The following is a 23,015-nucleotide window of genomic DNA, read 5'->3' on the forward strand; positions in this document are numbered from 1 at the left end:
AGCGGGCTTGCCCGCGAAGAGGCCAGTACTGTCACTACAGAAATGTCGATCAATCAAATCCAGGCCACCGCCAACAACCCCGCCCCCAGCACCACACACAACGGCGAATAAACCCAGGTGTCGAGCCGGGCGAACTTCGAGCCTTTGACCTCCTTGAAAAACCCCACCAGCTCCGAATCGCCAATGGCCCGGGCGAACAGCAAAATCGCGATCGTGCTGATCACCCACTGCAACGACCGGTGATGCAAGGGTGGCAGGCACCAACCCACCCGCAAGCACACCAGCATGGCAATCAACAGCAACAGTCCGGCCACCACCAGCGTGATCCAGCCTCGCGGCTTGAACGCCGGCCTCAGTTGCGCACTGCCCTCCTGCGGTACTTGCGGGACCGCCGCCACCGCCGCCCACTCGCCACCCAACGCCCAATAAACATGCACCAGACTGATCACGGTGAAGATCGTCACCAGCGACTGAGCCAACAACAGGGTCATGGTTCAGAAATCCTTGAAAGGGATATGAACCGAACATTGTAGGAGCTACCGCAGGCTGCGATGTCGTGATTTTGCTTTTTCATGACAAAGATCAAAAGATCCCGACCTGCGGCAGCGCCTACAGGGCGGCGGAGACTTTATCCGCCACGTCCTTGGGCAACCAGGCCCGCCAGACGTCGGGATGGGCCTTCATGAACGCCTCTGCCGCCTGGCGCGGTGGCGTATGTTTCTCGCTCATCTCGGCCAGCGCCTTGTTCAGCGGATCGATCGGAAAATCGACCTTGGCAAAGAACTCGGCAATGTGCGGATATTGCTTCTGGAAGGGGGCGGACACACCGATCGACAGCTTGGAGGCCAGGGAACGGGTCGGCTGTGGATTGGGGTTGTCGGCGTCGGTCAGGGTCTTCCAGGCTTCGGCGTCGAACGGCGGCTCTTCCAGTTGAATCAGCTTGAAGCGGCCAAGCAACGGCGTGGGCGACCAGTAGTAAAACAGCACCGGCTTGCCACGATGAATTGACGAGCTGATCTCTGCATCCAGTGCCGCGCCCGACCCGCTGCGGAAATTCACGTAGCTGTCGTCCAGCCCATACGCCTTGAGCTTCTGCTTGTTGACCACTTCCGAGGTCCAGCCGATAGGGCTGTTGAGAAAACGTCCTTTTGTCGGGGCTTCCGGGTCCTTGAACACGTCTTTGTAACGCGGCAGGTCGCTGACGCTGCGCAAGTCCGGCGCCAGCGGCTTGATGCCCTTGGCCGGGTCGCCCTTGATCACATATTCCGGCACCCACCAGCCTTCGGTAGCACCCTTGACCGTGTCGCCGAGGCTGACGACCTTGCCTTCGGCTTCCGCCTTGACCCAGACCGGGCTGCGACCGGCCCACTCTTCGCCAATGACCTGGATGTCATTGTTGGCCAGCGCGGTTTCCAGGGTGATGGTGGTGCCCGGCAAGGTGTCGGTCGGCAGCCCGTAGCCCTTCTCGACTATGATGCGCAGGACATCGGTAATCAGGCTGCCGCTTTCCCAGTTCAGGTCGGCGAAGTGGATCGGTGCCTGGGCGGCAGACGCCGGGGCGGGTGTCGCCAGCAAACCGAAAGTGGCCAGGACCGCAGCCAGCAACCGTCGAAATCCGTTCATGCTTTTGCACCTCGTGCTGTTCACAGCAATAGCAGGATGGCCTGGCGGTAGACCGCGAAGCCTCTGAATACTCAGTCCAATGACTGTAGTAGAGGTTGCTGCTTTCGAGGTGCGCGGGTCAGTTTTCGCAAGTTTCCTGCAAACGCATCAGCTCTCGCCTGACCATGCTGGCGTATGGCGCCGGTTGCAGTTGGGAAAGCCGTGACGCCACCCAGTTCAGCCAGGCTCCTTGCAGAATGGTCTTCTGCCCGAACAACCGCCGCGCTTCGTCTTGAGCGCTGGCCAGGTTCTGTTCGTGGAAATCGGCGCGGGTCAGGGTCATCACTCGCTGGCCTTGAAGGTCACCAACTCGCCCTTGCGCCATTTGGCCGCCTTGGCGGTCACGGCCTTGAGGGTCTTGGTCAGGCCTTCCTGCAACTGTTGATGGGCGGCGAACACCATCACCACGCTGTGCCCTTCCTTGAACACGATCCCCTGACCGTCGGCCGTGGTCACGAAGGCGTAGTCGCCAATTCCGTAAACCGTCAGCTTGATGTCGCGGAACCTGATGTCCAGCTTGCCGCCTTCGCGACTGGGCAGCACGGACGCGCTGAAATGATCGCCGACCTTGAGCTTGAGACCGGGCTTGTCGTCCACCACCAGGGCTGATTCGGTGTCGATTTCGGCAATGTAAATGCCTTCAGCGTTCTGTTCGGTGATGTAAACGAAACGTGACTGAAACTGCTTGACCAGCTTTGCGCGCAAATCACCCAGCACGAACAAAGCATGCATATCGAGATTACTTACTGCCAAGGAAACATCCCCACATCTGAATAATGGTGCCGTGCGCGAAAAATGAACGCACAGCCAAAAAAGCGGCAATGCCGAAGGTGTAGCCAAAGAACCCGGGTTGAAAGTCCTGAATGAGCAGTGCACTCATTCATCACGAAGCTTGAGAAGACTACTGGAACGTCACTCGCGTCGTCCTGACTGGTATTCGTCACAGGCTGAAGGAAAACACCCTTCCTGCTGCCAGAAAATTATGGACTATCAACTTCAGGGAAAAATCTCATCGAGAAAAAAACTTTTCCTACATATCGTCCGCAAAAAATTGCTTTAGATAAACATCATTCACCCACCAGTGAGGGTGATTCTAGAGCAGCGATGCTCTTGGCGACTAGCCAAAACGACGTACATACGTCGGTAAAACAATGAAAAGGACTTCATATGTGCACGCTGACACACTTTGCCTATCCCTTGGTGCCTGACTCGAAAACAGCACAGAACCCGCCCCCGGCAGGGCCCGGCCTCCATGAACCAGCGCCCGATGCTCCGACCCGCCCGCGATTTCAGGTGGTAATGGCGGGCATTGCCTTCTTTCACATCAAGGATATTTCTACAGGCAGTGTAAGAGGTTTCCGAGCCAATCATAACGAAGCCTGTGCCCTCGCCCGGCTCCTTGAGTCACACGGTTGACATGCCCACCGCGCTCGCTTCCATCGACGTTTCGTCTGCCCGCCGACTTATCTCAGCCGTCGACGGGCAACTACTGCCATACTGCCCGCCCAATAAAACGGATCCGCAAAAATCGGGTGCGTTGACAACAACAATGTATTACCAAGGGAAGTCTGCAACGTGACGGAATTTGATATCGGCGAGTTTTTTATCCGGGGTGAAGCCAGAGAAGTCGAGGGTGAATTTCAGGCCGTGATTGTCATGCGCGCCAAACCACCGCTCAAGACCGTGACGTATCACCAGGTCGAAAAGGATCGCTGGTTCAAAACCCCGGATGTCGCCGCCATCGCGGCCCAGGAATCGGCCAGGGAACTGAAGGCCGCGGTCGATGCGGGCGCATTGAATGCCTGATGGTCGGGTTGGCAGTCTATGCTCATTGTTGCACTTGAACATCGCGATCGAACTCCACCGCTGCCGCGCCCTCGAATCCTGGGTGCGCCTCGTCCCTCGACCCGACTGATGACCTGCAAGGAGATGAAGATGGAATCACCGACCCACGACTTGAAAGGCCTGTTCGACCAACTCGGCCTGGACTCCAGCCAGAAAGCGATCGACGACTTCATTGCCGGCCATTCCCTGGCTGACGACAAGAAACTCATCGACGCCGAGTTCTGGTCACCGCAACAGGCCGGCTTCCTCAAGGAACAACTTCGCGAAGACGCAGACTGGGCGCGGGTGGTCGACGACCTGAACCTGCGCATGCACCAGACCCACTGACAACCTCAATGCAGGCTGCCAGGACTTCAGGCGCTCAATTGCGCCTGCCAGGCAGCCTTGCACTCTTGCGCTTCTTCGCGACTGGAGAACGCCGTGCCCCGGCGCTCGCCATTGAGCAACACGACCCAGCAAACCTTGCGCCCCATGGAGCGAAGATTGGCGGGTACCCCGCTGCCGATCATGACCGCGACATCAACTTTGCCTTGAATGCTGCCTCCCCGAACTTAATTAGCTACCTAATTAGTAGGCATGTTAATTAGTTTCTCGCCGAGGAAACAGCAAATCCCTGCACAGCTTAATTGCAGAACTTGCAACAATCATTCGGCAGACCGGATTTTTCAGCGCGGCTTTTCCGGTTTGTAGCCCAGGCGAAAACCACCCCAATGCCGGCCCTTGAGCATGATCGGCACCGAAAGATCGTGCATCAGCTCGCCGGTATCACGGGTATAGGTTTGCAGCAGCACGGCCTTCTGATGGCTGCCGCAGCGGATCCCGGCGCGGTCAGCGAACTTGCGTTTGGTCCGGTTCTGCAAGGCATCGACCTGCGCATCTCCCGTCAACGGCTGGCTGAACACCTTGTTATGGGTCGGCACATAACCCTGTTGGGTGCAGGCGATGGCGAACACCAATCCTTCGTGACGCGGTAACAACGGCTCTTGTATCGCTGGCAAAACCTGATCGGTGTAGCGGTCGAAACGCGTCTGGTACTTGGCCGGGCTGGTATCGGGGATGACCTGGTAATTGCGGTCGAACAGATCGTCGAGACTGATTCGACCGGCATCGATATCCGCTTCGAAACGCGCTGCAATCTGGCTCGCGGCGTCCCGGGCCAGGTCATAGATTCGCTGGTGATAGTCATCCAGCCCCACTTCGGCAAGACGCTCGCTGATGGTTTCGGCCTGCCCTTCCATTTGCACCGCCGCCAGGGCCAGGCGCTGAGTCTGCTGGTCGCTGACCACCAGATCGCTGCGCATCTGCTCGATGGCGTGAAACAGGCTGTCGAGTTGTACGCGGTTGGTGTCTGCCCCTTGGGCGATCTCTCCGACCTGGGATTCGACGCTGGCCGCCAGACGGGCAATGTTCTCCAGGTGCTGCCCCGTCCGCTCTACCTGCTCGACACCAGAGTCCAGGTCGCTGGACAGTTGGCGGATCTGCTCCACTACCTGCGCCGTTCGGTGCTGGATGTCGGCCACCATTTCGCCCACCTCCCCCGTGGCGGTCGCCGTGCGTGCGGCGAGCCCGCGAACCTCGTCGGCCACCACGGCAAACCCGCGACCGTGCTCCCCCGCCCGCGCCGCTTCTATCGCGGCGTTCAACGCCAGCAGGTTGGTCTGGCTGGCGATGGACTGAATCACCAGGGTCACCCGCTGGATATCATCGCTGCGCAGGCTCAAGGCTTCGATCAGTTCACGGCTGTTGCTGGCGCGCTGGCTGAGCTGATGCATGCGCGCGATGGACTCGATCAATTCCGTACGCCCGATCACTCCGCTTTGATGGGCTTCGCTGGCGGCACTGAGCGCCTGGCGACTGAGGGTCGAGGTGGCCTGTTCGGTGGTGATCATGACCTCGGCATTGCTGACGATCTGTGCCGCCGCCGTGAGCTGCGATTGCAGTTTGTCCGCCAGTTGCCGAACCGAAAACGCCACGCCGGCGGCCGACAGTGCGTTATGGCTGGTGGTGCAGGAAAGATCGCGAGTCAACTCGCCGATGGCATCGGGGTTGGCGGGGGCAGCAGCCTGCGGGGTCGCGCGCGAGCGCAGGCGAGGCAGCCAGACAATCAATACGGCCAGGGGCAGGCCAAAGTAGAGCGACCATCCGCCCAGCGTCATGCCACATAACAACAGCATCAGGGCGATGCTTTGCAGCGTTGGCGTCAACCAGCGGTTTTTCGGCAACAGCACGGGTGCGGGCACTGCCGCAACCAGAGACCCGTCTCTCGTCATCATCGTTACCCCGTAAAACTTCTAATTGTTGTCTTCGCATTAAACGCCACCATAAAGCCATTATCCATGAGCCTTTAGTCGCGAACGTTGCAGCAGATCAATAGAAGAACCGGGAAATCGAAGACGGCAGAAAACAAAGATCGCAGCCTGCGGCAGCGCCCTACTTCAATTGCGTAGGAACTGCCGCAGGCTGCGATCTTTTCAAAGGCAGTCCATCTTGATGGACTGCCTCGCGGAATCAGGCCTGACGCTGGTGCTTGTCGATTTGCTCGTGACGTTCCTGAGCTTCGATGCAGTACTTGGTGGTCGGGCTGATCAGCAGGCGCTTGAGGCCAATCGGCTCGCCGCTGTCGTCGCACCAGCCGAAGCTGTCTTCCTTGATGCGCTCAAGGGCTTGTTCCAACTGAGGCAGCATGCGCTGGTCGCGATCGATCGCGTTCACCAGCCAGGTGCGCTCTTCTTCGACCGAAGCCGCGTCTGCCGGATCGGCCGGGGTGTCCAGACTTTCGATGGCGATGCGGTTCTGTTCGATGCGCTCATGGGTTTCGACTTTCATGTTCTGCAACAGCTCGGAGAAAAAAGCATGTTGCTCGGCATTCATGTAGTCATCCGCCGGCATGGCCAGCAACTTGTCCTTTGTCATTGATATCTCTATAAAAAAACGTGCATTAAGGCGAATTAGGGAGCGTTCCGGCAGACCTGGGCAGGCCATCGGAAAGGCGCCGTTTGTTCCAAGCGCCACCCGGCACTCAATTTACGAGGGGCGGCAGTCTACGGCCGACTTGAGGCCTCAGCAACCGAAAAGACTGCGAATTTGTCCGACAAAGCCCGGAAAATGCTCTAAGGCAGGCTTTGAGGCGGTAATCGGAGTGCGTTTATAGCAAGAAATTCAATCGAGCGGCTGTATATAGAAGACAAACGGCTGGCACCGGGCATTATTCACGGTCATTTGCAGGGCCGCGAACCTCAGCTAAGGTTGTCCCTCCCGAAATGGCCATATAAAGGAAAGGACCATGAAGCTGATCGGTATGCTGGACTCGCCCTATGTCAGGCGCGCCGCCATTTCTGCCAAATGCCTGGGAATCGCGCTGGAACACCGATCGGTCTCGGTGTTCCGCCACTTCGAACAATTCCGTCAGATCAACCCGGTGGTCAAGGCGCCCACCCTGGTGCTGGATGACGGTGAGGTGTTGATGGACTCGACACTGATCATCGACTACCTGGAAACCCTGGCCGGCAACAGCCTGTTGCCCGTCGAGCCGAGTCAGCGTCTGCGCGCGTTGCGCCTGATCGGCCTGGCCCTGGCCGCCAGCGAAAAATCCGTGCAGCTTTACTACGAACGCAATCTGCGGCCGCAGGAGATTCAATTCGAACCCTGGGTGCAGCGGGTCGAAGGACAATTGACGGCGGCCTATTCGGCGCTTGAGCGGGATCTGGAAAAGCAGCCGCTGAAAACTGACGGTTCGATTGAGCAGGATGGCATTACCCTCGCCGTGGCCTGGAGTTTTACCAATCTGGTGGTACCGGATCAGGTGAATGCGGTGCAGTTTCCGCGGATTGCTGCGTTCACGGCGTATGCCGAAGGGCTTGATGTGTTTGTGAGTACACCGATCGATTAAAAAAAGGTTGCCTGATCTGGCCCCATCGCGAGCAAGCTCGCTCCCACAGGGGATTGCGTTCCCTTGTAGCAGCGACTTTGTTCAGCGGGTTTTATGCATTGACCGAAGCCCGGAATTTCCATGAACTTTTATTTAGAAAGCCTGCGGTCATTTCTTGGCAAAATGCCGCACAACGTTGTGAACATTTAATCAGGCCAGCCCTATGACCCGCATCTTGACCATCGAAGACGACGCCGTGACCGCCCGGGAGATTGTCGCCGAACTGAGTAGCCACGGCCTCGAGGTCGACTGGGTCGACAATGGCCGCGAAGGGCTGGAGCGTGCAGTCAGCGGCAACTACGACCTGATCACCCTCGACCGCATGCTGCCCGAGCTCGATGGCCTGGCGATCGTTACCACCCTGCGGACCATGGGCGTGGCCACACCGATCCTGATGATCAGCGCCCTGTCCGACGTCGATGAGCGCGTGCGCGGCCTGCGCGCCGGCGGCGACGACTACCTGACCAAACCCTTCGCCACCGATGAAATGGCCGCCCGGGTCGAAGTCCTGCTGCGTCGGCAGAACACCGTCACCGCCGAGGCCACCACGTTGCGGGTGGCGGATCTGGAACTGAACCTGATCAGCCACGAAGCCAGCCGCGACGGTCAACTGCTGACGCTATTGCCCACCGAATACAAACTGCTGGAATTCCTGATGCGCAATACCGGGCAAATCCTCTCGCGGATGATGATTTTCGAGGAAGTCTGGGGTTACCACTTCGACCCCGGCACCAACCTGATCGACGTACACATCGGCCGTCTGCGCAAGAAGATCGACCCGCCCGGCAATGCCCCACTGATTCGGACCGTGCGAGGCTCGGGTTATGTCATTGCCGAACCCGTCTAAAGGCTGGCGCTCTTCCAGCAGCCGTCTGCTGGCGCTCTACAGTTCGCTGTTCGTGATCTGGAGCGGGATCCTCATGGGGGTCATGTACTACGAGGTTTCCGCTTACCTGGACAACCTGGCCAAGCATTCGCTGATGCAACGCCAGCACCTGTTTTCGCGTTTCTCCGACGAGCAACTGGTGGACGCCCTCGCCGTCAGCATGACCTTCGACATCCGCGGCATCGACGCCTACGGCCTGTTCGATGTCCAACACCGTTACCTCAGCGGGGCCCTGCGTGACATTCCGGACGGTTTGCCGCTCGATGGCAAGATCCACATGCTGCGCGACTGCGATGCCTCCGACGACAGCGACGAGCAGACTCTGCCCGCCGACAGTTGCGACGCCGTGGCGACCCGCACCCTCGACGGCCGCTGGCTGGTGCTGGTGCGCGACAACGGTTCGTTGTTCGCCGTGACCCGGATCATCCTTCACGCCTTGTTCTGGGGTATGACCCTGACCATCGTGCCGGGCATTGTCGGCTGGTATTTGCTGCGCCGGCGTCCATTGCGGCGCATTCGCGGGATTCAGGCCAGCGCCGAAGCCATCGTCGCCGGCGATCTGAGCCGGCGCTTGCCACTGTCCAATCGGCGTGACGAACTGGACATGCTCGCCGCCATCGTCAACGCCATGCTCGAACGCATCGAGCGCTTGATGAACGAGGTCAAGGGCGTGTGCGACAACATCGCCCATGACCTGCGCACGCCCCTGACCCGTCTGCGCGCGCAGCTTTACCGCATGCAACAGCAAGCCGGCGAAGGCTCGCCGCAGGCCATGCAACTGGACCTGGTGCTGGCCGAGGCCGATACGCTGATGGCGCGTTTCCGTGGCTTGCTGCGGATCTCCGAACTGGAAGACCGCCAGCGTCGCTCAGGTTTCGTGCAAATGGACCCGGTGGCGCTGCTGCAAGAGCTGCATGAGTTCTACCTGCCCCTGGCGGAAGACGACGGCCTGGTGTTCCAGTTGCACCTGCCTGCGTCATTGCCGCCCCTCAATGGCGACCGGGCGCTGATGTTCGAAGCGGTGGCGAACCTGCTCAGCAACTCGATCAAATTCACCCCGCCCGGCGGCGCGGTGATCCTGCGCGGGGTCAATGATGGCGGGCACACGCGAATCGAAGTGCTCGATTCCGGTCCGGGCATTCCCGAAGCGGAACGTGAAGCGGTGTTCCAGCGCTTCTATCGCGCCGAGGCGGGCAATCATAAAAGCGGCTTCGGGCTGGGGCTGTCCATCGTCGCGGCGATTGTCAGCCTGCACGGGTTTACCCTGGAAGTGGGCAGCAGCGAACTGGGCGGCGCGCGGCTGGTGCTTGATTGTCGGGAGAGTTTGATTCCACCGGCCTGACAAACTCTTACAAACAATGATCAACCCCTGTGGGAGCGAGCTTGCTCGCGATGACAGTGTATCAGGTAAAAATATATCGCCTGACACTCCGCAATCGCGAGCAAGCTCGCTCCCACAGGGGATTGGGGGTGTTTTCCGCTGGGTGAATCAGGCCGGGTAATTGGCCCGCAGCGCTTCTAGTCCGCCCTGATAGATGCCGGTAAACAACGCCTCCACTTCCTCGTTGCTCACGCCCACCGGTTCGAACCTCCCGGACCAGGTCACTCGCGCGCCCTCGCCTTGGGCTTGAACCTTGATCGTCGACAGATAATCGGTCGCCGGAAACGGTGCCTGTAAAATCGAGTAGCTGTAGGTTTGAGCCGCGTTATCGAACGCTTGCAGGCGTTCGATCACCACTGCGCCGTCCGCCGTTTGCAGGCTGCGCACGCGCCCGCCTTCACTCAGTTCGCTCTTGGGAATGAACGGCAGCCAGTCCGGCAGTGAGTTGAAACCGCCAATCAATTGCCAGACCTGATCGGCCGAAGCCGGGATGTCGATGAAGGCTGATGCAGTTGCCATGAAATACGCTCTCCAATCAATAAGGTTCAGATGGCCAGGCTGTCGACGACACCGCCGTCGACCCGCAAGGCAGCACCGGTGGTGGCCGAGGATAACGGCGAAGCGATGTAGGCCACCAGATTGGCGACTTCCTCGACATCCGCCACGCGCTGGATGATCGACGTCGGCCGGGCCTTGCGCACGAACGCATCGGCTTCGTCCCGGGCGCTGCGTCCGGATTCGGCCATGGCGTCCTTGAGCATGTCTTCCAGGCCATCGGTAAAGGTCGGGCCGGGCAGGATCGCATTGACCGTCACGCCGGTGCCGGCCAGGCGTTTGGCCAGGCCATGGGACACCGCCAGGTTGGCGCTTTTGGTCACGCCATAGTTGATCATGTCCGCCGGGGTCGCCACGCCGGATTCCGAAGACAGGAAGATCACCCGCCCCCAGCCCTGCTTGACCATGTCCGGCGTGTAATGCCGGGACAGGCGCACGCCGGAGATCACGTTGACCTCGTAGAAGCGTGTCCACTCACTGTCCGGTGCGTCGAAGAAATCCACGGTATTGAAGATCCCGAGGTTGTTCACCAGGATGTCCGCCCGAGGTTCGGCGGCGAACAATATTTCGGCGCCTTCGGCGGTGCCCAGGTCGGCGGTCACCCCACGCAATTGCGCGGCAGGAACACGCTGGCGAATGCTCACCATTGCCTGCTCGACCTTGGCCGTGTCGCGGCCGATCACCACCACCGTGGCGCCCGCCTCGGCCAGTGCCTGGCTGATGCCCAGACCAATGCCGGCGGTGCTGCCGCTGACGATTGCCAGTTTTCCACTCAAATCAATCTTCATGCTCAAGCTCCAATGAGGGGCAAGGGTGCGTGCTCGGAAACCAGTTTTGCCTCACGCATCGCCTGCCAGAATGCTGCGGGGATCACCGCCGATAACGCGGCCACATCTTCGGCGATCCGCTCCGGACGGCTGGAACCGGGAATTACCGCGGCCACTGCCGGGTTAGCCAACGAGAATTGCAATGCCGCGGCTTTGACATCGACACCGTGGGCCGCCGCAATGCGTTTGATCTGCTCGACCTTGTTGATGATCGCCGGGCTGGCCTTCTGGTATTCGAAGTGCGCACCACCGGCGAGGATGCCCGAGCTGTACGGGCCACCGACCACGATTTCGACGTTCTGCGCCAGGGCCGCGTCCATCAATCGCTGCAAGGCACGATCATGGTCGAGAAGAGTGTAGCGACCCGCCAGCAGAAAACCGTCCGGCTGCGCTTCGCTCAGATCAAGGGTCAGCTCGCACGGCTCGACCTTGTTCACCCCCAGCCCCCACCCCTTGATCACACCCTCTTCGCGCAAACGGGTCAGCACTTTGAAGGCACCGGTACGGGCCTGGTTGAAGTACTCCAGCCACTGATCGCCGTAGAAATCCTGGGCGATATCGTGCACCCAGACGATGTCCAGGCGATCGGTTTGCAGGCGCGTGAGGCTGTCCTCGATCGAACGCATCGTTGCATCGGCGCTGTAGTCGTTGACGATCCTGTTCGGCCGGCCGTACTCGAACACCCCGCTCTTCTCGCCCAGGTCACGGGCGGTGGCATCTTCGACTTCATCGAGGATCACCCGGCCGACCTTGCTGCTCAGTACATAGTCGTCACGGTTGTAGCGCGACAGTGCGCTGCCAAGGCGAATCTCCGACAGACCCGAACCGTAGAACGGCGCGGTATCGAAGTAACGCACGCCGGCATCCCAGGCGGCATGGACAGTCGCCTGTGCTTCTTGTTCCGGGATGGCGCGGAACATATTGCCCAGCGGCGCGGTGCCGAAACCCAGCGAGCCGGGCAGTTTGTCTTTCAAGCTCATGGATGATTCCTCGTCAGTAGTCAGGGGTCAGTGATGACCGTTGAGCAGATGCTAGATTGCGAGGATCTGACCGTCCAAGACATAATGTGCAGCACTTGAGTCCCTACAGGTCTAACATGATCGACATCCGCCAATTGCGCTACTTCGTCGCCGTCGCCGAGGAAGAACACGTCGGGCGCGCCGCCGAACGCCTGCACATTTCCCAGTCGCCCCTTAGCCGGCAGATAGCCCAGCTCGAAGAACGCCTGGGCCTGACCCTGTTCGAGCGCAGCCAGCAACGCATCCGCCTGACCCGCGACGGCCAGACCTTCCTCGCCGAAACCCGCGCCCTGTTGACCCACGCCAATCGCCTGGAATCTCTCGGCAAGCGTCTGGGGCGCGGCGAAGAAGGCGGCCTGTGCATTGGCTACATCGAAAATGCCATGCACGCCGGCGTGCTGCCCAATGCCTTGCGCGTGCTGCGGGTCGACCGGCCGAACGTACACGTGGCGCTGTACAACCTCAGCTCGGCCGAACAACTCGAAGGCTTGCGCCAGCGAAGTCTGGATATTGCCCTGGTGAGCGAACCACCGACCGAAGACGACCCGGACCTGCTGGGATTCCAGGTGCTGGACGACCCGATGCTGCTGGCCCTGCCCGAGCACCATCGGCTGGCGCAGCAGACTGTGCTGACCCCGGCCGACCTCGCCGACCAGGAATGGATCGGCGTGCAGCACCGACAGAACGCCAGCTGCCACGACGACTTCGTCAGCGCCTGTATCCGCGCCGGTTTCACGCCGGACATCCGCATGGAGGCCACCGAGCCCTTCACCGCGCTTGGGTTGGTGGCGTCGGGGCTGGGTATCGCGATGATCCAGAAAGGCCTGAGCCGCAATGCACCGCCGGGCGTGGTGCTGCGGGAAGTGCCGTGGATTTGCTTCACCACGCCTTTGTGGGCGGCGTGGCACCGAATCAATCTGCGGCCGCTGGTGGAGACATTCAGGAAGGTGCTGACGGAGCCTGAATCCAGCACACAACACTGTGGGAGCGGGCTTGCCCGCGATTGCGATCTACCTGCCAACAAAACCGTCGGCTGACACTCCGCCATCGCGGGCAAGCCCGCTCCCACAGGTTTCGTGCTCAGCCCAATGCCATGTTTTTGTCGTGACATCCGCACATTAAACATCGACTGACCGCCCTTGTTTAACGGCTGTCAGCGTAACTTGATGAAAGCTACAGCGCCTTGCGTCATTGCCTACGGTTACGCCAGAATCCGCCGGCTTACGCGCCTTGAGTCCGGGCTTTATCGTTAGCCGGTCGCTGAAAAACAGCGATCGGGTTTGGTAGCCCGGAGTACTGCGCGTAGCACCACTTCAAGCAGTTGCTGCTTTTATGGTCGTCATGCGCAGGGCCTCTTCGGGGGCGCCGGTTCCAGTACTCCGGTCTACCAACCTGTGCATGGCCACCGCCCTTCGTTTGGTAGCGAAAGTGATGGCTCCAATTTTTACAGTACTGGAGTTCTATCGATGATCAAACCAACACCCAACCCGCCAGAAACCGATCCAGCCTCCCCCTACGAAAGCCCCGACTCCAAGCAATTCCACGAAGCCGCCGAATGCGCCCTCAATCACCACCTCAACCCCGCCGCCAACATCATGGCCACGCCCCACAAACCGTCCACGATGTTCACCATCAACCCCGACATCGACACCGAGACCCTGTTGGCCCATGCCTGCGAATCACTGGCCTCGGCCAATGTGATGACCAATGATCTGGCGGGCTCGCATCGCAACACGCTGCTGGGCATTGCTCAGGTCATCATGCTGGGTGAGTTGGCAGTGAACCGGGCGCTGGATCGAATTGATCCGCCTGAGTAAAGCGCCGAACGTGTGGGAGCGAGCCTGCTCGCGATGGCGGCAGCATATCCAACATCCATGGAACGGGGTCAACGATAACGATCCGGCAGAACGCTGGTTGCGCTCGAAAATTGCACAGCACATGGCGGCGCCACTATCGGGGCATTGATCGACTGCAGGACCATCGGTTCAGATTCGCGCAGATACACCGGCATGTCGGTCACCGGTGGCATGGCCGGAATCTCGAAGTACATCTGCACCACCCAGCCACGGTGATAGCTGGCGTGGTTGACCACGTGCATCAGCATCGCGCCGGCGCTCATGGTGCCGCTTTCGCCCGAGACAAAGGTGAATTCCAGGAGCTTGTCCAGGGAGGCGTCGGTTTGCCGGGCGCTCCAGTCGCAGTACCAGCGATCGATGGCTTTTTGCGCCATGCGCAGTTCGGACAGATCGGCGTGCAGCAGGTCGTGTGAGGTCTTGAAGCCATGTCCCCGGCCTTCAAGGTGCGCTTGCCAGATGCAATCGACCACGTAGACATGATTGAGGGTGCCGATCATGTTTTTGAACACCGACACCCGTTCTTTTTTGACTTCGCCCGGAGGGAGCGCCGCGAGGCTGTCAAAGAGGCGCTGATTGGCCCAGCGTTTGTAATCGGCCAGCAGGCAGGCAGTGCGTACGGTGATCATCAGAGTTCTCCGATGGCGGTAAGCGCACTCCCTAGCATAGACCCGATGGCCGCAAAGCAGTGCCGGCCCTGATCATCGGTCGTCCAGGCATTTCACTACGAGTTCGGCGAGCGCCAGGCAACTGGTCAATCCCGGTGATTCGATGCCGAACAGGTTGACCAGCCCCGGCACCCCATGTTCGGCGCGAGCGCTGATGAGAAAGTCGGCGGCCGGTTCAGTCGGCCCGCTGATTTTCGGGCGAATGCCGCTGTAGGCCGGTTGCAGGCTGTTGTCCGGTAGACCCGGCCAATAGCGGCGGATCGCCTGATAGAACCCCTCGGCCCGGTGGGGTTCGACGCGGTAATCGATGTGTTCGACCCATTCGACATCCGGCCCGAAGCGCGCCTGCCCGCCCAGATCCAGGGTCACGTGTACACCCAGTCCGGCGCTCTCCGGGGCCGGATACACCAGGTGGCGAAACGGCGCCCGACCGCTGAGACTGAAATAGCTGCCCTTGCACAGATGCGCCCGGGGAATGAATGGCCCCGGCAAACCGACGATGCTGCTCGCCACCTCGGGCGCGGACAGCCCCGCGCAGTTGATCAATTCGCGGCAGCACAGCGTCATGGGTTGACTGCCACCGATGTGCAGCTCGAAACCCCGTTCGATGCAACGGGCCGACAGCAGCGGCGTGTGCAAGGCCAGCGTGGCGCCGAATCTCTGGGAATCGCCCTGGAGCGCCAGCATCAGCCCATGGGAGTCGACGATACCGGTAGACGGCGACCACAGCGCCGCGACGCAGGACAACGCCGGTTCAAGCTCCCGGGCCTGCGGGCCATCCAGCCATTGCAGGTCATCGACACCATTGAGATGCCCCTGCTGCAACAGACGCTGCAAAGCCGAGCGCTGCTGCTCATCGGTGGCCACGATCAGCTTGCCCACGCGCCGGCAATCGACACCGTGCGTATCGCAATACGCATAGAGACGCTGCTTGCCCTCCACGCACAACCGCGCCTTGAGGCTGCCGCCCGGGTAATAGATGCCGGCGTGAATCACTTCTGAATTACGCGAACTGATGCCCGTGCCGATACCCCCGCCGGCCTCGACCACCAGCACTTCCCGCCCGCTCATGGCCAAGGCCCTGGCCACCGCCAGCCCGACCACGCCAGCCCCGATCACCACACTTTGAATATCGATGCTCAACGACCCAGCCTCCCACTCACCCCGTTCCTCGCCAATGCCAGGGAACTCTCGGCGACCGCCACGCATCCTAAACTATGTGGTACTTCCCTTATGCTTCATGCTGTCGGAGGACACCGTCATGCGCCGCATATTTATCATTTCTTCCCTGGTACTTTGTTTACCCTTCGGCTCGGCTCTGGCCAAAGTGGATGCGGGTGACGTCGCCACTTCCGCCGGGGTTTCCGCCTCGCTGTACTCGACGTTCAAAGACGACAAACTCATGATTCCCGCCCGGGATGACGCTTCCAGCTTCGTCGCCAGCGGCGGTGCGATCCGTGGTGCTTATCTGGAGGCGCTGTTGAAAAAGGTCCGCCAGGATAATCCCGCCCTCAACAACGCAAGCGACGAAGACCTGGCCCGCGCCATTCTCGTCCGGGAAGGCGTTGCCACCGATCACTGAAGATCGTCATCGCCAGCGGTGGGGCTTGTGACAGCGCGATAGCGTTTGCGGCCCTACCCGGCGTGCGTGCCAGTGGACAAGCGTGCCCAGCCGGCCACGAGTTGCGCATTGATACTCACCCCGCCGCACACCACGATCACCACGTCATTGGCGTCGGCAATCGCCGGGTGATCCAGGTAGGCAATCGCCAACGAAACCCCGCACGCAGGTTCGACCAACTGACGCAAATCATTGGCGTAACGCACCACGCCCATAATCGCCTCATCATCACTGAGCACCACGCATTCATGGGAGAAATCGCCGATGTGCCTGACCGGCCAGGCGGCCACTTGCGCGGCGCCCAGGGACGTGGCGACCGTGTCGATTTTCGGTAGTTTGACCGGGTGCCCGGCCGCCACCGCCGCGGCGAACGACGCCGCGCCTTCGGTTTCGCAGGCTACGATGCGGCAATCGGTGTGCCGATGACGAATCAGTCCGGTGAGCAGCCCCGCCAGCAAGCCACCGCCGCCCACCGATGTCACCAGCACATCCACTGGCGGGCAGTCTTCAAGGATTTCATCGACCATGGTGCTGTGCCCTTCCCACAACACCGGGTGGTCGAAGGCCGGCACGAATTCACTGCGTGGGTCCTGGGCGAGTTCCCGTGCCCGTTGATTGGCGTCGTCCCAGACCTTGCCGTGCACGATCACCTCGGCACCGGTATTGCTGATCCGCGTCCGGGTGCTTTGCGGGGTGGTGTGTGGCACCACGATACATGCCTTGAGCCCCAGGCATGCAGCGGCCATGGCCGTGGCCAGTCCCGCGTTACCGCCGGAGGGGCAGACCACCTTGCGCTTGCCCTGCTGCGCCGCCCGGCTGCACAGCAACCCGATGCCGCGTATTTTGAACGAGCCGCCAGGTTGCAGGTTTTCCAGTTTCAGCCAGATACGGCGGGACGGGGTCGAGAGGCCAGGGTGCAGGATCAAAGGCGTGCGGATGTGAAGCATACAGGCTCCTGTTTCACGCCACCGGCTCGCCGAACAGGTCAACGAGCCAGCGGTGAACGGTCCCCTCATGCAAGTCTAGTTCACCCGGTCCGGGGTGACCGTCTCAGCGATAACGCGGCGCCGCCACGCAATTGCCAAACAACCCGGACAGCGTCTTGCGCTGGGCTTCGTAACGGTCCCACTGGCTGCCATCGTGCAACCCGGGAATGGTCACCACTTCGCCGGCCACCAGGCCAACGAGCGCGGCATCGACCATGTCTTCGGCGGACATCACGATTTCCTTCGGCAGGTTTTCCACCGGGTTGCCGGCCTCGCTCCAGAAATCGGTGGCGGTCGCACCCGGCAACACCGCCTGGATGCGTATGCCTTTGTCCGCCAATTCATGCTGCATCGACTGACTCAGGCTCAAGACGAACGCCTTGGTCCCGCCGTACACGCCGTTGAGGATTTCCGGGGCGATGGCGACGATGGAGGCGATGTTGATCACCGTGCCGGTGCCCCGGGCGACGAAGCCGGGTACGGCGGCATAGGCCAGGCGCATCAACGCCGTCACGTTGAGGTTGATCATCGCTTCCATGTCGTCCACGGGACTGGCGAGCAACGGCATGACGCCACCGACCCCGGCATTGTTGACCAACAGGGTGATGCTGGCGTCGCTGCGCAGGATCTGTTCGACCCGCAGCGAATCCGCCTTGATCGTCAGGTCGGCGGCAACCACTTCCACGGTGCGCCCGGTTTCGTCGCTCAAATGACTGGCCAGGGTATTGAGTCTGGCCCGGCTGCGGGCCACCAGGATCAGGTCGTAACCCTGCCGGGCGAGGCGATCGGCATACACCGCACCAATGCCCGAAGAAGCGCCGGTAATCAGTGCAGTGCCTTTGGATGAAAGCGCCATGGTGCAATTCCTCTACGGTGAGGCGAGAGATTCGCCGGGTGCAGACCGTTATAAAGGGACTTTCGACTGTCTCAAATGACGTTTAAAGTACGTTTTTAGGACACAACCGTTTGAGGGCAGATCCATGATCAGCGTGGCGTTCGTGGTTTTCGAGGGTTTCCAGTCCATGGCGCTGGCCGCCATGCCGGTGTTCGAATACGCCAATTTCAGTGCCGCAGAGGCGCTGTATGACGTGCGCGTGCTGTCCGAAAACGGACACAACCTGCGGGCCTCCGGCGGCTTGAGCGTCGGCACGGAGGCATTCGACGGGCGCGTATTCGACACGGTGATCGTGGTCGGTGGCGACGCCATCGTCGAACAGGCGCCCGAGGCCGTGCTGGATTACCTGCGGGCCAGCATCAACACGGCACGCCGTACGGCGTCGATCTGTTCCGGGGCGTTCGTCATGGCCCAGGCTGGCCTGCTCGACGGGCGGCGGGCCACCACCCACTGGGCCTACGCCCGGGAACTGCAAGCGCGGTTTCCGGCGATCAAGGTCGAAGCCGATCGCATCTATGTGATCGACGGTTCGATCTGGACCTCCGCCGGCATGACAGCGGGTATCGACCTCGCCCTGGCCATGGTCGAAAAGGATCACGGCGCCGAGCTGGCCCGGGCGGTGGCACAGAAACTGGTGATGTACCACCGCCGCGCTGGCGGCCAGTCGCAGCACTCGGCGCTGCTGGAACTGGAGCCTAAATCCGATCGTATTCAAACCGTGCTCGGCTACGCCCGGGAACACCTCGCGCAGCCCCTTTCAGTAGAGCAACTGGCGCAAGTGGCCAACCTCAGCCCCCGGCAATTCAGCCGGGCGTTTCGCGCTGAAACCGGGCAATCGCCGGCCAAGGCCATCGAAAACCTGCGCCTCGAAGCGGCGCGACAGATGCTCGAACGCGGACGCCTGACGCTTGACCAGATCGCCATGGAAACCGGGTTCACAGACCGCCGACGCATGCGCGAAACGTTCCTGCGGGCGTTCGGGCAACCACCACAGGTGATTCGGCGCAATGCGCGAGCAGAGGTGCTTTGATCGCTCCCCGGCCCAGCGAGGGAATCATCAGTCTCTACACTGAACATACCGGAGGTTACTTTTGGAGGCGCCATGAAAATCTCGGCCAAACTGGCGTTTTTCGCCGTCGTCAGCACCCTCGCCTACCTCGCCCTGGCGATCTGGGGACTGGGTGGTTTCGCGGCTTACTTCAGCCACGGTTCACTGGTCGTCGTGGCCATGGCCACCCTGATCATGACCGTCGTCTCACTGTTCACCGAAGGCAACCTGAGTTCGGGGGTACGCGAAGACCGGGCCAATCGCTGGGTCCTCCCGGCTTTCGGCGTGATCGGTGTGCTCAGCGGCTTTCTGCCGGCCTATACCGACCGTATCGATTTCTGGACTTTCGGTGGTGAGGGCGTGCGCTGGCTCGGGGCGCTGTTGTTCATCGTGGGCGGCGCGCTACGGTTGTGGCCGGTGTTTGTGCTGGGCAAGCGCTTCAGCGGGCTGGTGGCCATCCAGCCGGGGCATCGACTGGTCACCGAAGGGATTTACCGCAACCTGCGCAACCCCAGTTATCTGGGGATGATGGTCATCGCCGTGGGCTGGGCGCTGGCGTTTCGTTCGGGGATCGGGTTGCTGCTGGCAGCACTGACCCTGATTCCGCTGATTGCCCGGATTCATTCGGAAGAAGCTTTGCTGAAGGCGCAGTTCGGCAGCGAATACGAGGCCTATTGCGCCCGCACCTGGCGGCTGATCCCTAAAATTTACTGAATCAGACACAAAAACCTGTGGGAGCGGGCTTGCCCGCGAAAGCGATCGTTCAGTCCCATCGATGCTGGATGTGCCGACGCCATCGCGGGCAAGTCGGATCGCCGCACCGCCGCTCCCACAGGGATTGCTGTTGTTTACAAAGACCTCAATCGAATCGAACCACCGGCATCCACCAAAACCCGCACCGACTCATAACTTGCCAACGTCCCATGCAACGTCTCGATCGGCTGCTCATGGGTCGCCGTGACAATCATCAAATCCGCCCCCGCCGCCTCGGCCGCCAGAATCCCCACTGTGGCGTCTTCAAAAATCAGACATTGCGCAGGCTCGACACCCAGGCGCCGGGCCGCGAGGCGGTAACACGCGGGGTCTGGTTTGCCGACGATCACATCCTCGGCGGTAATCATGACGGCAGGCTCGGGAATCCCCGCTGCCGCCATTCGCCGCAACGCCAGCTCCCGCGGGGCGGAAGTGACGATGGCCCATTGGCTGGCCGGCAAGGACCGCAGGAATTTCGCCGCGCCAGCCACTTCCAAAACCCCTTCGACGTCGATGACTTCCGCTTCGGTAATCCACGCGGCTTCGGCCTCGGCATCCACCCCGGGCAAGCCCAGGCGCCTGATGGTGTCGATGGCGCGGGCACCGTGAATGGTCGGCAGGAAGCTGTCGACATCGACACCATGGCGCACGGCCCAGGTGGTCCAAACCCGCTCGGCGGCGGCAATGGAGGTCAGGACGGTGCCATCCATGTCGAACAGAAAGGCACGGTAAGTCGAGTTGAAAACAGGGTGATCGGACAAGGAAAAGAACCTCGCGGGTGCCGGACGGATTTGCCCGGCAATGTAGCATCTGCGCGCAGGTCAGTTGAGTCGTTTGGACTTGAAGGTCTGTCCCACGCAATCGAGCAGCCCGCCAATCATCCAGGGTTTTTTGATGAAGGAGACCGCGTGCCGCACACCTGCGCTTTCAGGGGTTTCGAAACCGGACATGATCATGATCGGCTTGTCCGGCCAGCGATCGCCGAACTGGTTGGCCAGGTCCGCGCCGCTGAGCGTGCCGGGCATGGTGATGTCTGTCAGCAGCATGCCCACCTGCGGCGCATGCTGTTCCAGATAGATGGCTGCCGCGTCCGCACTGATTTTCGGCTCGACGACAAAGCCTTCCTCCTGAAGAATCTCACAGAGAAACTCCAGGATCAGCGGGTCGTCTTCAACCACCAGAATCAACCCGCCAGGAAGATCTCCGCCCGCTGTCGGTACTCGACTCATGACCGTGCCGCTCCCTGATTGCCTCAATGATTTCGCGGGTTCTAGCCCGCCACTTAAAGTTATGAGCAGCGCAGACCGCGGAAATTCATTTTTGATACAGCCAGGCGACCGGCATCAAGCGTCCTGCAGGATCAGGTCGGCCCCCTTCTCCGCCACCATCAGCACGGCGGCGTGGGTGTTGCCCGACGTCACGTTGGGGAAAATCGACGCATCGACGATGCGTAAACCGTCCAGCCCGTGGACCTTGAGGCGCTTGTCCACCACCGACTTGTGTTCGTCCGGGCCCATGGCGCAAGAACCACACAGGTGGTAGATCGAGCCACTGTTTTCGCGGAAGTACTGCAACATCTGCTCGTCGGTTTCGACCATCGGTCCCGGCAACACTTCTTCGACAGTGATGCCCTTGAGCGCCGGTGCCTGCATGATCTTGCGCATCAGGCGGCTGCCCTGGATCACCTCGTCGATGTCCTTCTGGGTGCTCAGGTAATTGGGGTCGATCAGCGCCGCATCCCGCGGGTTTTTCGAAGCGATTTCGATGTGCCCGCGACTGGTCGGCCGGCATGGGTTGAAGCACAGCAGGAAGCCTGAGTACGGCTCGGGCTTGAGGCTGGCCTTGTTGTTTTTCGGGATCTGGTACGACAGCGGGTTGAAGTACAACTGCAGGTTAGGGTTGGTCTGCTGCTCGTCGCCACGGAAGAACCCGCCGGCCTGGTTGACGCTCATCGCCAGCGCGCCCTTGCGGGTGAACAGGTACTTCAGGCCCAGCTTGAACTGGCCGAACAACGAACTGAGCTGGTCGTTGAGTGTCGGGATGTTGGCCTTGTAGTAGTAACTGGCGCACAGGTGATCCTGCAGGTTCTGTCCCACCGCCGGCAGGTGCTTGACCAGCGGGATGTTGTGCCTGGCCAGCAGCGCCTGATCGGCCACGCCGGACAGTTGCAGAATCTTCGGTGTGTCCACGGCACCGGCGCAGAGGATCACTTCCTTGTTGGCGCTGAAGGTTCGCACCACGCCGTGCTGGGTGATGGAGATCCCGGTAGCGCGCTGCCGGTCGTCGAACAGCACCCGGTCCACCAGGGCAAAATGCTCGACCGTCAGGTTCGGCCGGCTCAATGCCGGATGCAAATGGGCGAAGCTGCTAGAGCAACGCTGGCCGTCGCGGGTGTTGACGTCGTAGATGCCCGCACCTTCGAATTTCGGCCCGTTGAAGTCGTCGCTGATGGGGTAGCCCAGTTCGTCGCAACCCTTGAGGAACACATCGCAGATCGGATGGGTCTGGCCCTTCATCGGGGTGATGCTGATCGGGCCGCTGCCGCCGTGGTAATCGCTGTCACCCAGCGGGTGGTTTTCCAGTTTGCGGAAGTACGGCAGCACGTCCTTGAAACCCCAGCCGTCGTTGCCGTTGGCCGCCCAGTCATCGAAATCGTGGGCCTGGCCGCGTACGTAGATCATCGCATTGATCGAACCCGAGCCACCCTGCACCTTGCCGCGCGGGGCGTAGATTTCGCGGTTGCCCAACTGCTTCTGCGGCTGGCTGTAGTACATCCAGTTGAAGGTCGGGTTGTAATACATTTTGGCGAAGCCGACCGGGATCTTGAACCACAGGGAACTGTCTTTCCCGCCCGCTTCCAGCAGCAGCACCGTGTGTTTCCCGGAGGCCGAGAGGCGATTGGCCAGAACGCAGCCTGCTGCGCCGGCGCCAGCGATGATGTAGTCGTATGTCATGCACGGTTACCGCGTAAGTCGTTGTACAAAAAAACCGCGCCTCCCCCTGTAGGAGCTGTCGAGTGCAACGAGGCTGCGATCTTTTGATTTTTCAAAAGCAAGATCAAAAGATCGCAGCCTGCGGCAGCTCCTAC

Annotated in this window: 28 protein-coding genes; 11 read left to right on the plus strand and 17 right to left on the minus strand. The window is 60.8% G+C overall.

Features of this window, described 5'->3' with window-relative positions; all coding sequences use genetic code 11:
- Positions 1–53: 53 nt before the first annotated feature.
- The 4 genes from PMI34_RS06395 to PMI34_RS06380 form a co-directional block, all read right to left on the minus strand.
- On the minus strand, positions 54–491 hold the full coding sequence (locus tag PMI34_RS06395) for a DUF3995 domain-containing protein (protein ID WP_008052567.1): 438 nt from the start codon (positions 489–491) through the stop codon (positions 54–56).
- Positions 492–609: 118 nt separating this feature from the next.
- Positions 610–1,623 carry an ABC transporter substrate-binding protein gene (locus tag PMI34_RS06390; RefSeq protein WP_008052568.1) on the minus strand — a complete coding sequence of 338 codons (1,014 nt, stop codon included), beginning with the start codon at positions 1,621–1,623 and terminating at the stop codon, positions 610–612.
- A 118-nt stretch (positions 1,624–1,741) separates the two neighbouring features.
- A complete protein-coding gene (locus PMI34_RS06385) occupies positions 1,742–1,945 on the minus strand; it encodes a hypothetical protein (RefSeq protein ID WP_008052569.1) in 204 nt (67 codons plus the stop codon).
- Positions 1,945–2,394, minus strand: coding sequence for a hypothetical protein (locus PMI34_RS06380; RefSeq protein WP_172435400.1), 450 nt, complete (start codon positions 2,392–2,394; stop codon positions 1,945–1,947). Before PMI34_RS06380 ends, PMI34_RS06385 begins: the two co-directional genes overlap by 1 nt.
- Before the next feature lie 435 nt (positions 2,395–2,829).
- On the opposite strand from PMI34_RS06380, the gene PMI34_RS29395 reads away from it, so the two are divergent.
- The 3 genes from PMI34_RS29395 to PMI34_RS06370 all read left to right on the plus strand — a co-directional run bounded on the left by PMI34_RS29395 (position 2,830) and on the right by PMI34_RS06370 (position 3,834).
- Positions 2,830–3,078: a hypothetical protein gene (locus tag PMI34_RS29395; RefSeq protein ID WP_008052571.1), complete on the plus strand. Its 249-nt coding sequence runs from the start codon at positions 2,830–2,832 to the stop codon at positions 3,076–3,078.
- Positions 3,079–3,237: 159 nt separating this feature from the next.
- Positions 3,238–3,468 carry a hypothetical protein gene (locus PMI34_RS06375; protein WP_008052572.1) on the plus strand — a complete coding sequence of 77 codons (231 nt, stop codon included), beginning with the start codon at positions 3,238–3,240 and terminating at the stop codon, positions 3,466–3,468.
- 129 nt (positions 3,469–3,597) lie between these two features.
- Entirely contained in the window at positions 3,598–3,834 is a 237-nt protein-coding gene (locus PMI34_RS06370) for a DUF2789 domain-containing protein (RefSeq protein WP_008052573.1), read from the plus strand.
- A gap of 26 nt (positions 3,835–3,860) precedes the next feature.
- Here PMI34_RS06370 and PMI34_RS0127460 read toward each other — a convergent pair whose 3' ends face one another.
- The 3 genes from PMI34_RS0127460 to PMI34_RS06360 all read right to left on the minus strand — a co-directional run bounded on the left by PMI34_RS0127460 (position 3,861) and on the right by PMI34_RS06360 (position 6,420).
- Entirely contained in the window at positions 3,861–4,043 is a 183-nt protein-coding gene (locus PMI34_RS0127460) for a hypothetical protein (protein WP_032829815.1), read from the minus strand.
- A gap of 129 nt (positions 4,044–4,172) precedes the next feature.
- The gene (locus PMI34_RS06365) at positions 4,173–5,780 is read right to left on the minus strand and encodes a methyl-accepting chemotaxis protein (protein ID WP_008052575.1); all 1,608 of its coding nucleotides are present in this window, start codon (positions 5,778–5,780) and stop codon (positions 4,173–4,175) included.
- Positions 5,781–6,015: 235 nt separating this feature from the next.
- Entirely contained in the window at positions 6,016–6,420 is a 405-nt protein-coding gene (locus tag PMI34_RS06360) for a TraR/DksA family transcriptional regulator (RefSeq protein ID WP_007935965.1), read from the minus strand.
- A gap of 370 nt (positions 6,421–6,790) precedes the next feature.
- Between PMI34_RS06360 and PMI34_RS06355 the strand changes: the two genes are divergently transcribed.
- The 3 genes from PMI34_RS06355 (at position 6,791) to PMI34_RS06345 (ending at position 9,663) form a co-directional block, all read left to right on the plus strand.
- Positions 6,791–7,396 carry a glutathione S-transferase gene (locus tag PMI34_RS06355; RefSeq protein ID WP_008052576.1) on the plus strand — a complete coding sequence of 202 codons (606 nt, stop codon included), beginning with the start codon at positions 6,791–6,793 and terminating at the stop codon, positions 7,394–7,396.
- A 202-nt stretch (positions 7,397–7,598) separates the two neighbouring features.
- Positions 7,599–8,282 carry a response regulator transcription factor gene (locus tag PMI34_RS06350; protein ID WP_008052577.1) on the plus strand — a complete coding sequence of 228 codons (684 nt, stop codon included), beginning with the start codon at positions 7,599–7,601 and terminating at the stop codon, positions 8,280–8,282.
- Positions 8,260–9,663 (plus strand): sensor histidine kinase, encoded by a 1,404-nt coding sequence (locus tag PMI34_RS06345; RefSeq protein WP_008052578.1) that lies wholly within the window; start codon positions 8,260–8,262, stop codon positions 9,661–9,663. The genes PMI34_RS06350 and PMI34_RS06345 overlap by 23 nt, the downstream gene beginning before the upstream one ends.
- Before the next feature lie 147 nt (positions 9,664–9,810).
- On the opposite strand, the gene PMI34_RS06340 is transcribed toward PMI34_RS06345, so the two are convergent.
- From PMI34_RS06340 to PMI34_RS06330, 3 genes are read right to left on the minus strand one after another with little or no spacing between them, the layout of a single operon-like run.
- Positions 9,811–10,221, minus strand: a complete 411-nt coding sequence (locus tag PMI34_RS06340; RefSeq protein ID WP_008052579.1) for an SRPBCC family protein — start codon at positions 10,219–10,221, stop codon at positions 9,811–9,813.
- 26 nt (positions 10,222–10,247) lie between these two features.
- The gene (locus tag PMI34_RS06335) at positions 10,248–11,045 is read right to left on the minus strand and encodes an SDR family NAD(P)-dependent oxidoreductase (protein ID WP_008052580.1); all 798 of its coding nucleotides are present in this window, start codon (positions 11,043–11,045) and stop codon (positions 10,248–10,250) included.
- Positions 11,046–11,047: 2 nt separating this feature from the next.
- Positions 11,048–12,064: an aldo/keto reductase gene (locus PMI34_RS06330; protein WP_008052581.1), complete on the minus strand. Its 1,017-nt coding sequence runs from the start codon at positions 12,062–12,064 to the stop codon at positions 11,048–11,050.
- A gap of 116 nt (positions 12,065–12,180) precedes the next feature.
- On the opposite strand from PMI34_RS06330, the gene PMI34_RS06325 reads away from it, so the two are divergent.
- On the plus strand, positions 12,181–13,140 hold the full coding sequence (locus PMI34_RS06325) for a LysR substrate-binding domain-containing protein (protein WP_008052583.1): 960 nt from the start codon (positions 12,181–12,183) through the stop codon (positions 13,138–13,140).
- 429 nt (positions 13,141–13,569) lie between these two features.
- Positions 13,570–13,920, plus strand: a complete 351-nt coding sequence (locus PMI34_RS06320; RefSeq protein ID WP_008052585.1) for a DUF6124 family protein — start codon at positions 13,570–13,572, stop codon at positions 13,918–13,920.
- A 68-nt stretch (positions 13,921–13,988) separates the two neighbouring features.
- Here PMI34_RS06320 and PMI34_RS06315 read toward each other — a convergent pair whose 3' ends face one another.
- Together PMI34_RS06315 and PMI34_RS06310 are read right to left on the minus strand one after the other, a co-directional pair.
- Complete coding sequence (locus PMI34_RS06315; RefSeq protein ID WP_008052587.1) at positions 13,989–14,585, minus strand: DinB family protein; 597 nt, start codon at positions 14,583–14,585, stop codon at positions 13,989–13,991.
- Between the two features lie 72 nt (positions 14,586–14,657).
- A complete protein-coding gene (locus PMI34_RS06310; protein ID WP_008052589.1) occupies positions 14,658–15,767 on the minus strand; it encodes an NAD(P)/FAD-dependent oxidoreductase in 1,110 nt (369 codons plus the stop codon).
- Between the two features lie 118 nt (positions 15,768–15,885).
- Between PMI34_RS06310 and PMI34_RS06305 the strand changes: the two genes are divergently transcribed.
- Entirely contained in the window at positions 15,886–16,206 is a 321-nt protein-coding gene (locus tag PMI34_RS06305) for a DUF2388 domain-containing protein (RefSeq protein ID WP_008052591.1), read from the plus strand.
- Between the two features lie 53 nt (positions 16,207–16,259).
- Here PMI34_RS06305 and PMI34_RS06300 read toward each other — a convergent pair whose 3' ends face one another.
- Together PMI34_RS06300 and PMI34_RS06295 are read right to left on the minus strand one after the other, a co-directional pair.
- Positions 16,260–17,192 carry a pyridoxal-phosphate dependent enzyme gene (locus PMI34_RS06300; protein WP_008052593.1) on the minus strand — a complete coding sequence of 311 codons (933 nt, stop codon included), beginning with the start codon at positions 17,190–17,192 and terminating at the stop codon, positions 16,260–16,262.
- Positions 17,193–17,295: 103 nt separating this feature from the next.
- Complete coding sequence (locus PMI34_RS06295; protein ID WP_008052594.1) at positions 17,296–18,087, minus strand: SDR family NAD(P)-dependent oxidoreductase; 792 nt, start codon at positions 18,085–18,087, stop codon at positions 17,296–17,298.
- A gap of 124 nt (positions 18,088–18,211) precedes the next feature.
- Here PMI34_RS06295 and PMI34_RS06290 point away from each other — a divergent pair, with 124 nt between their 5' ends.
- Together PMI34_RS06290 and PMI34_RS06285 are read left to right on the plus strand one after the other, a co-directional pair.
- Positions 18,212–19,156, plus strand: a complete 945-nt coding sequence (locus PMI34_RS06290; RefSeq protein WP_008052596.1) for a GlxA family transcriptional regulator — start codon at positions 18,212–18,214, stop codon at positions 19,154–19,156.
- A gap of 72 nt (positions 19,157–19,228) precedes the next feature.
- Positions 19,229–19,888, plus strand: coding sequence for a methyltransferase family protein (locus PMI34_RS06285; protein ID WP_008052598.1), 660 nt, complete (start codon positions 19,229–19,231; stop codon positions 19,886–19,888).
- Positions 19,889–20,022: 134 nt separating this feature from the next.
- On the opposite strand, the gene PMI34_RS06280 is transcribed toward PMI34_RS06285, so the two are convergent.
- From PMI34_RS06280 to PMI34_RS06270, 3 genes are all read right to left on the minus strand, one after another.
- The gene (locus PMI34_RS06280; protein WP_008052600.1) at positions 20,023–20,688 is read right to left on the minus strand and encodes an HAD-IA family hydrolase; all 666 of its coding nucleotides are present in this window, start codon (positions 20,686–20,688) and stop codon (positions 20,023–20,025) included.
- Positions 20,689–20,748: 60 nt separating this feature from the next.
- Complete coding sequence (locus tag PMI34_RS06275; RefSeq protein ID WP_008052601.1) at positions 20,749–21,156, minus strand: response regulator; 408 nt, start codon at positions 21,154–21,156, stop codon at positions 20,749–20,751.
- 114 nt (positions 21,157–21,270) lie between these two features.
- Positions 21,271–22,881, minus strand: a complete 1,611-nt coding sequence (locus PMI34_RS06270; RefSeq protein WP_008052604.1) for a GMC family oxidoreductase — start codon at positions 22,879–22,881, stop codon at positions 21,271–21,273.
- Positions 22,882–23,015: the final 134 nt, after the last annotated feature.

It is taken from the genome of Pseudomonas sp. GM74, from assembly GCF_000282455.1.
Taxonomy (GTDB): domain Bacteria; phylum Pseudomonadota; class Gammaproteobacteria; order Pseudomonadales; family Pseudomonadaceae; genus Aquipseudomonas.